At 67.9% G+C, this 8,755-nt stretch carries 7 protein-coding genes and 1 other RNA gene; 6 read left to right on the forward strand and 2 right to left on the reverse strand.

The features are described from left to right. On the reverse strand, positions 1–656 hold a 656-nt coding region (locus BGN98_RS11725; protein ID WP_288121489.1), incomplete at its 3' end, for an LPXTG cell wall anchor domain-containing protein. Positions 657–763: 107 nt separating this feature from the next. Between BGN98_RS11725 and rnpB the strand changes: the two genes are divergently transcribed. Next, positions 764–1,138: RNase P RNA component class A (gene rnpB, locus BGN98_RS11730), an RNA gene on the forward strand. 10 nt (positions 1,139–1,148) lie between these two features. Here rnpB and ppgK read toward each other — a convergent pair. Further along, positions 1,149–1,907, reverse strand: coding sequence for a polyphosphate--glucose phosphotransferase (ppgK, locus tag BGN98_RS11735; RefSeq protein ID WP_005049459.1), 759 nt, complete (start codon positions 1,905–1,907; stop codon positions 1,149–1,151). 101 nt (positions 1,908–2,008) lie between these two features. Here ppgK and BGN98_RS11740 point away from each other — a divergent pair, with 101 nt between their 5' ends. The 5 genes from BGN98_RS11740 to BGN98_RS11760 form a co-directional block, all read left to right on the forward strand. Then, entirely contained in the window at positions 2,009–2,194 is a 186-nt protein-coding gene (locus BGN98_RS11740; protein ID WP_288121490.1) for an SPOR domain-containing protein, read from the forward strand. Between the two features lie 105 nt (positions 2,195–2,299). Continuing rightward, positions 2,300–3,637: a type I glutamate--ammonia ligase gene (glnA, locus tag BGN98_RS11745; RefSeq protein ID WP_288121491.1), complete on the forward strand. Its 1,338-nt coding sequence runs from the start codon at positions 2,300–2,302 to the stop codon at positions 3,635–3,637. Between the two features lie 3 nt (positions 3,638–3,640). Further along, a complete protein-coding gene (locus BGN98_RS11750) occupies positions 3,641–6,640 on the forward strand; it encodes a bifunctional [glutamine synthetase] adenylyltransferase/[glutamine synthetase]-adenylyl-L-tyrosine phosphorylase (RefSeq protein WP_005049463.1) in 3,000 nt (999 codons plus the stop codon). A 578-nt stretch (positions 6,641–7,218) separates the two neighbouring features. Next, positions 7,219–7,443: a helix-turn-helix transcriptional regulator gene (locus BGN98_RS11755; protein ID WP_125131959.1), complete on the forward strand. Its 225-nt coding sequence runs from the start codon at positions 7,219–7,221 to the stop codon at positions 7,441–7,443. Then, positions 7,443–8,755, forward strand: a 1,313-nt coding sequence (locus BGN98_RS11760; RefSeq protein ID WP_288121492.1) for a site-specific integrase, incomplete at its 3' end; no start/stop codon positions are given. The genes BGN98_RS11755 and BGN98_RS11760, both read left to right, overlap by 1 nt.

Here is an 8,755-nt window from a genome sequence, read left to right on the forward strand (position 1 = left end):
CGACGGGTGCGGCGCACGTACAGCAGGACGCCTCCACCGACGACCAGGACGACCGCCCCGCCGAGGAGCGGAAGCACCGCGGCGATGTTGCCTCCCGTCGCCGGCAGCGACATGCCGGCCGCTGCGACGGCTCCCGAGGTTCCCACACCGGCCGGGTCTGTCAGGCACGCCGACGTGGACGGCGGGTACGACAGAGCGACGCGCAGCGACGGGTTCACCTCGACCACGGCGGAGATGTCACCGCGAGTCCAGGCGAAGTTGCCCGATGACGCGACCCACTGGCCGTTCTCGAACGCCCATCCGGGCCATCCGTTGCCGACGCCGTTCGCGTCGACGGACGCGCCGGGCCAGAGCACGCGCCCCGATAGCCGCCCGTTCACCAGCTCACCGAGCGGGATGGTCGTGGATTGGTTGCCGTCGCTCAGCACGATAAGGGCCGTGTGACTCGTGACGAGTCCGCCCGGGTCGTTCATGACGATCGAGTAGTTGATCCACGGAACATCGGATTCGCAGGACGGTGCGACCATCGTGCCGACCAACGTCGGCGCCGGCGGTGTGTCGGGCCCGTAGCCGTCGGTATCGGCGGCGGCCGCAGCGGTCGCACCTCCCGACAGCAGCAGGACAGCGAGAACAGCGGACAGTGCGTACTTACGCATGATGATTGCCTCCCCCAGGCGATGCGAGCCCAAACCCCCCAGCCGGGTCTCGTGGCGACACCGTATCACGATCACTCGGCACCGACCAGTAGGATCGAGATCGCGAATGGGTCGGCTGGACGGTCGCGTGGCGGGGTGACCCGCACCGAGGAACGTCCGGGCTCCACAGGGCAGGGCGGTGGGTAACACCCACCCGGAGCAATCCGCGAGACAGTGCCACAGAGAGCAGACCGCCCCGGACTCCGCTCGTCGGAGTTCCGAGGTAAGGGTGAAAGGGTGGTGTAAGAGACCACCGGGATCGTGGTGACACGATCCGCACGGTAAACCTCGCCCGGAGCAAGGCCAGACAGGGGATGCCGACGCGGCTCGCCGAGTCCCCGGGTAGGCCGCTGGAGCGGCACGGCAACGTGTCGCCGAGAGAGATGACCGTCCACGGAGCGTCAGCTCCCGGACAGAACCCGGCGTACAGGCCGGCCCATTCGCCCCCGTCTGTCAGACGGCCAGCGCGGCGGCGCCGATGATGCCGGCGTTGTTGCGATGCGTCGCGGGCACGATCGGTGTCGTGAGCGTCAGCATCGGGAGGAACTCGTCGGCGTGCTTCGAGACGCCGCCACCCACGATGAACAGGTCGGGGCTGAGCAGGAACTCGAGGTAGCTGTAATACCACTGCAGGCGCTTCGCCCACCCCTTCCACGTCAGCGCGTCGCGCTCCATCGCCGAGTACGCGGCCCACGCCTCGGCATCCTTGCCGTGGTTGGCGCGCTGCAGGTGACCGAGCTCCGCGTTCGGGATGAGCACGCCGTTGTAGAGCATCGCGGTGCCGATGCCCGTACCGAGCGTCGTCAAGAGCACCAGCCCGGACACATCGCGCGCGGCGCCGTAACGGGCCTCGGCCACACCGGCGACGTCGGCATCGTTGGCGAAGTGGATCTCGCGCCCCAGCCCGTCCTCGAAGAACTTCTCGGCTTCGAAGCCCACCCACGTCTCCGCGACGTTCGCCGCCGACAGGGTCTTGCCGTTCTTCACGATCGCCGGGAACGCGACGCCCAGCGGAACGTCGGCATCACTGACGCCGAGCGTCTCGAGCACGGTCTTCACCGCAGCCAGCACGTCATCCGGCTCGGCGCCGGCAGGCGTGGGCACCTTGACCCGCTCGCTGAGGAGGTTTCCCCCCTCGAGATCCACGAGGGCACCCTTGATGCCGGTTCCGCCGATGTCCACACCGACCGCGCGGGTCGCCTTCGTCGTCATGGCGTCCAGCCTATCCAGGTCGTCGGTGCCGCTCGTTAGGATCGAGCCAGAGCCCGCAGATGGGCACCGGTGGGCCAACGCCCCGACAGGAAGGACGCGCCATGACGTCAGGCGAAGACAAGTACTGGTACAACTTCACCAGCGGCGCCGTGGAGCGCGGATTCGCGTCACCGGCGATCGACCGCGCCGGCCCGTTCGACACCTCTGAAGAGGCGGCAAACGCTCCGCAGCTGCTCGCCCAGCGCTCCCGCGAATGGGCTGAGGAGGACGAGCGCGAGAACGACTGAAGCGCGCCCGGCGACGCGTCGGACACGAGCGGAGACCGATAGTCTGAGCGTGGGCCCGGCTTCCCTTCGAAGCGGCATCTGAGAAGCGGCATCTGAGAGGACGCGATGGACAAGCAGCGGGACTTCGTACTGCGCACGATCGAAGAGCGGGGCGTGAAGTTCGTCCGTCTTTGGTTCACCGATGTGATCGGCACCTTGAAGTCGGTGGCGATCGCCCCCGCCGAGGTCGAAGGCGCCTTCACCGAAGGCCTCGGATTCGATGGATCGGCCATCGAGGGACTGACGCGCTCGTACGAGTCGGATCTGCTCGCCCACCCCGACCCGACGACCTTTCAGATCCTGCCCTGGCGTGGGGAGATCGATCCCACAGCCCGCATGTTCTGCGACATCACGACCCCGGACGGCCAGCCCGCCGTCGCCGACCCCCGTCACGTGCTCAAGCGCACGCTGGCGAAGGCGGCGGATGCCGGGTTCACTTTCTACACGCATCCCGAGATCGAGTTCTACCTGCTCAAGTCGTCTTCGTTCGGCGCGGAGGGTCCCGAGCCGGTCGACTCGGCCGGGTACTTCGACAATGTGCCCGGCGGCACGGCGCATGATTTCCGCCGCCGCAGCGTGCGCATGCTCGAGGACCTCGGCATCTCCGTCGAATACAGCCATCACGAGGGCGGACCCGGTCAGAACGAGATCGATCTGCGCTACGCGGATGCCCTCGCGACAGCCGACAACATCATGACCTTCCGCACCGTGGTGAAGGAGGTGGCAATCGAGCAGGGCGTCTACGCGACCTTCATGCCGAAGCCGCTCTCCGGCAAGCCCGGCAGCGGCATGCACACGCACATGTCGCTGTTCGAGGGCGACCAGAACGCCTTCTACGAAGAGGGTGCGCAGTACCAGCTCTCCAAGACCGGTCGTCAGTTCATCGCCGGCCTGCTGACGCACGCGAACGAGATCGCCGCCGTCACCAATCAGTTCGTGAACTCGTACAAGCGCCTCTGGGGAGGCGACGAGGCCCCGAGCTTCATCTGCTGGGGACACAACAACCGCTCCGCTCTCGTGCGCGTACCCATGTACAAGCCGAACAAGGGACAGTCCACCCGCGTCGAGTATCGCGCGCTGGACTCCGCCGCCAACCCTTACCTGTCGTTCGCGCTCATACTCGCCGCAGGCCTCAAGGGCATCGAGGAGGAGTACGAGCTTCCCCCCGAGGCCGAGGACAACGTCTGGTCGCTCACCGACGCGGAGCGGCGTGCCCTCGGGTACGCGCAGCTGCCGGCCAGCCTCGACCATGCCCTCGAATACATGGAGGAGTCGGAGCTGGTCGCAGAGACCCTCGGCGAGCAGGTGTTCAACTACGTCCTGCTCAACAAGCGCCGCGAGTGGCAGGAGTACCGCGCGCAGGTGACACCGTTCGAGCTGAAGAGCAACCTGGAGATGCTCTGAGCCGTGTCCTCGAACGAGCGCACGTCGGTTCTCACGCAGCTGGCGCGCGACGGGTTCGGTGAACTCGGCGACGCCGATGCGCTGCTGACCGAGCTGATGGATGCGCTCGGGATGGACCGGCAGGAGATCCTGCGCGGAGCCGCGGAAGCGGGCGACCCCGACGCCGCCCTGTCCGCGCTGGTGCGTATCGCACGACGTGACGCACCAGCCGTCGGACGCGCCCTGCGTCGCGTCTCCTCGAGCGTCTGGCGGCTGCTCGGCGCCTCGAGCGGCTTCGCGGATTTCTACCTGCGCCATCCCGACGAATTGGCTCACCTCATGGGCGCGGGTGCGCCGCTGCCGACAGCCGACGAGCTTCGTGCAGAGCTCACGAACGCGGTGGGAGCGGATGCCGATGGCTTCGCCGCCACCGGGGATGAGAGCGCGTGGGTGGCGCTGCGCGTGCGCTACCGCCGCATGCTGGCGCGTATCGCGACGTACGACCTCGGCGCCGACGATGCGGTCGACGTGCTCGCGTCCGTGGCCGCAAGCCTTGCGGACGCGGCCGGGGCGGCCCTGGAGGCATCTCTCTGCGTGGCGCGCACACGCGTCGCCGGGGGTGCACCGGGCTCCGGGCTGTTCCCTCGCGAGCAGGTCTCCGCCACCCGGCTCGCGATCATCGGCATGGGCAAGACCGGCGCTCGAGAGCTCAACTACGTCAGTGATGTCGACGTGATCTTCGTCGGCGGCGGCTCGGATGAGCTCGTGGAGCAGGTGGGGGAGAGCCGCGTCATCGACATCGCGACGCGGCTCGCCGTGCAGACGATGCGTGGGATCTCGGGAATGGAGATCGAGCCCCCGCTGTGGGAGGTGGACGCGAATCTGCGCCCCGAGGGCAAACAGGGCGCCCTCGTCCGCACGCTCGACTCGCACCTTTCGTACTACGACAGGTGGGCCAAGAGCTGGGAGTTCCAGGCACTTCTGAAGGCTCGTCCCCTCGCGGGTGATCGCATGCTCGGAAACGCATATGTCGCCGCGGTCCAGCCGAAGATCTGGACGAGTGCCGCCCGGGAGAACTTCGTCGACAGTGTGCAGCGCATGCGTGAGCGCGTCACCGAGCACATCCCTCCCGCCGACGTCGTTTATCAGCTCAAGCTCGGACCCGGCGGCATCCGCGACATCGAGTTCACGGTGCAGCTGCTGCAGCTCGTACACGGACTCACCGACGACAGCATTCGTCAGCGTGGCACGCTCGACGCGCTGGAGGCCCTCGTCGGTGCGGGCTACATCGGCCGCGAAGACGCCGCGGCCTTCTCCCATGACTACCGGATGCTGCGGGTGCTGGAGCATCGGATGCAGTTGAAGGATCTGCGGCGCACCCACCTGATGCCGCAGCACCCCGAGGGCCTGCGTGTGCTGGCCCGCTCTTCCGGGCTGGCCGAGACCGGGCCCGCCGTATGGGCGCTGTGGGAGGGGATCAAACGCGAGGTCCGCGAGATCCACGTGCGTCTGTTCTACCGTCCGCTGCTGTCGGCCGTGGCGGCGCTCAGTTCGGACGAGCATCAGCTGTCGCCGGATCAGGCGCACGATCGGCTGGCGGCGATCGGATTCCACGATCCGGCCGGGGCCCTCCGACATATCGGCGCTCTGACCGGCGGGCTGAGCCGGAAGGCGACGATCCAGCGTCACCTCATGCCGGTGATGATCCGTTGGTTCGCCGACGGCGTCGACCCCGACTACGGTCTGCTGGCCTTCCGACGCATCAGCGAGCGCCTGGGCGACACCCCGTGGTTCCTGCGCATGCTACGGGACTCCTCCGGAGCCGCCGAACGTCTCACGCGTGTGCTGTCGGGTTCGCGGTACATCGGCGAGCTGATGGAGTGGATCCCTGAATCAGTGGCCTGGCTCGACTCAGACGACCAGTTGCGTCCGCGCGGCGGTCACGCGCTGCAGGAAGAGGCGCGGGCGATCCAGACACGCCACGAGACGGTCGGCGATGCCATGCGCGCGGTGCGGGCGCTGCGTCGGCGCGAACTGCTGCGCCTGGCCTTCGGCGCCGTCCTCGGCACCCTCACCATCGACGAGCTCGCGCAGGGGCTCACGACGGTCAGCGAAGTGACCATCCAGGCCACCCTCCGTGCCGTCCGCCGTGAGATCGTCGCTCCGGCGGACGCCGCCCTCGACTTCTCCGTCATCGCGATGGGTCGCTTCGGCGGTGCCGAGCTCGGCTTCGGATCGGATGCCGATGTCCTGTACGTCTACGAAGCCAACGGGATCGATCCGCAGCGCGCCCACGACCTGGCGATCAAACTCGTCAGTGGCCTTCGCTCGTACTCCGAAGACCATCGCGTTCCGTTCGATCTGGACGCCGGTCTGCGGCCCGAGGGTCGCAACGGGCCGCTGGTGCGATCTCTCGATTCGTACACCGAGTACTACCGCCGCTGGTCGCTGTCGTGGGAAGCGCAGGCACTGCTGCGAGCCCGCGGTGTCGCCGGCAGTGTGAAGCTCATCAACCGCTTCATGGCCCTCGCCGACGAGGTGCGCTACCCCGCGCGACCGGCGGAGCAGGATCTTCGGGAGATCAAGCGGATCAAGGCCCGCGTCGAGAACGAACGCCTCCCACAGGGTGTCGATCGCTCGCGTCACCTGAAGCTGGGGCCCGGCGGGCTGAGCGACGTCGAATGGCTCGTGCAGGTGTTGCAACACGAACACGCGCACGATGTCCCGCCCCTCCGGACGACGTCGACCCTCGAGGCCCTCGAAGCGGCACGCGCGGCCCGGCTGGTGCCGGATGCCGCCGCGCAGCGCCTGCACGACGCGTGGCGCCTGGCCAGTCGGCTGAGGTCGGCGAACACGCTGCTGTCGGGGCAGACGAGCGACGTGCTGCCGACCGACCGCGGCAAGCTGGACGGCATCGGGCGGCTCCTGGAGTATCCGGCGCGCTCGGCGACCCTGGTGGAGGAGGAGTGGCTGCGCACGGCGCGACGGGCGCGCCGCGACTTCGAGAAGCTGTTCTACGGCTGAGCCGACGCCGACACCGATCAGCGCGCCGGCCGCCGCAACCTCCAGCGCAGCGGGAGCGAGGAGGTCGAGCAGCATCGCGACGATCGTCGCCAGCGCCACCGCGACGGCTGTGACGACCAGCCCGATCACCGTGCGCCACGGATGCCGACGCGCGATCGCTGCTGCGGTGGATGGCGAGCCCACCGCGATGAGCGGACTCGTCGTGTGCTCGTGGCCGCGTGTGGTGCGCGGGGGAGGGCGGCGCCACGATCCTGCGTATGCCGCGCATCCTTCCGAGGGATTCACCGGGCATGCGGCGTACCGAAGAGCGGCAGGACAGCGAAGAGCCCGCCGGCGCGGTGCCGACGGGCTCTTCGTGCGGGCGTCGCTCAGACGCCGAAGTACAGCTCGGCTTGAGGATCTGAGAACCGGAGGGGGTTCCGCAGGCTCACACTTCCCTGCAAACACAGGGAAGTGCAATGGTGAGCATGGGTGGGGTCGCTGCTGCGGCTGTCCGAGAACCCGTCCGTTTACTCGATTCTTGGCCGTCCTACGGGGTTCGCTGGAGGTCGACGGGTGGTGCCGCCTACCTCATTGGTATGAGCGACGCCCGCCCCCGCCTCTGGACTCCGCAGGAGCTTGCGGAGTACACGGGCATCCCGATCAGGACGCTCGCTGACTGGCGGACAGAGCGTGCGCGCAGCCGAGGTCTCGGGTTGCCGTTCGTCGCGCTCTCGTCGCACAACGTTCGCTACCGCGATGAGGATGTCGAGGCGTTCATCACGGGGCGGATCGTGGCCCCGACGGAAAGTGCGGGCGACTGATGGCTCGGCCGAAGCGCGCGCTCGGCGAACTTGGCAAGGTGACCTACACCGTTGAGCCGAACGGCCTGGTCATCGCGCGAGCGCGGGTCTATGACGGCAACGGGCAAGAGCGTCGTCCCAGCGGCAGCGGAGCGACCGAGGCTGAGGCTCTGACCGCGTTGCAGGAAGCGGCTGATGTCGCCGTCGGTCGAGTCCTGGCGCGACGAACACAGCTCATGACCGTCGCTGAGCTGGCGACGACGTGGCTGAAGACGGCGTACCACGACGACGATCCGCGGGTGCTGCGCCAGCGCCGCGAGCAGACCGTCGATGGCTACGCCTCGGTGGTGCGCGCGCATGTCATCCCGCGCGCTGGGGCCATCCCCATCGCCGACATCACTGCCGACCGTGCTGATGGGCTGCTTATGGACATCGCACGGGAGAAGTCGGTGACGACCGCGAACAAGGTTCGGAACGTGATGTCGCTCATGTTCGACTGGGCGATCCAGCAGGGGCATTTCTCGGCTGCCGGGTCGATCCAGAACACACGGTACGGGGCGGTCGTCGTGGCGAACCCGATCCGTGCGACCAGACGAGCGGACGAGCCGGACACGGTGTACTTCGAACTCGACGCGGTGCAGGTCAAGTACATCCTCCACCTCATCCGCGAGGTGTGGCCCGAGCGGCACCGGAAGCGGTATCCGGTGGGTCGACGGCCTAACTACAAGCTGCTCGCCGACTACATCCTCATCACGCTCGGCACCTCCGAGCGGACAGCGGAACCGATTGCGATCCGGTTCCAGGACGTGCGGTTCGAGGCGGTGGAACAACCGGATGGAAGCCTCACGATGGAGGCGCTCGTCTGGGTCGGCGGGACGATGGTGCGCACCAAGTCCCGCGGCCTGTTCCGTCAGGACTCACCCAAGGCGGAGCGGCAGAAGCGTTGGGTTCGCGTTCCGAAGTTCGCGGCGAAGGTACTGAGCGAATTCGTGGCGAGCCACGTTCCCGACTCCGAGCGGAATCCAGACGACGTGCTGTTCACGACCGAGCGCGGCCGTCCGCGCGACCCCAGCGCAGTCGGCGAGTTGCTCAGGATGTTCCGCCGCGAGTTCGAGCCGGAACTGTTGGCTATTGGGGTCGACGCCGAGCATCTCACCTTCCGCAGTCTCCGCAAGGCCGTCGCTGCCGCGGTATCGGACACGGCTGGCGTCGAGGTCGCACGCGACCTGCTCGGGCACAGCAGTACCGACATCACGGAAGGGCACTACGCGAAGCGTCCCGACCTCATCGTCGAGGTCGCGGCTGACGCGCTCGACGAGGCGTTCGCGGGCAT

Source organism: Microbacterium sp. 69-7 (assembly GCF_001897985.1).
GTDB lineage: Bacteria > Actinomycetota > Actinomycetes > Actinomycetales > Microbacteriaceae > Microbacterium > Microbacterium laevaniformans.

Coding starts and splice junctions, on each gene's coding strand:
- glnA (WP_288121491.1), top strand. CDS start 2,300: ATGGACAAGCAGCGGGACTTCGTACTGCGCACGATCGAAGAGCGGGGC.
- BGN98_RS11740 (WP_288121490.1), top strand. CDS start 2,009: ATGACGTCAGGCGAAGACAAGTACTGGTACAACTTCACCAGCGGCGCC.
- BGN98_RS11755 (WP_125131959.1), top strand. CDS start 7,219: ATGAGCGACGCCCGCCCCCGCCTCTGGACTCCGCAGGAGCTTGCGGAG.
- ppgK (WP_005049459.1), bottom strand. CDS start 1,907: ATGACGACGAAGGCGACCCGCGCGGTCGGTGTGGACATCGGCGGAACC.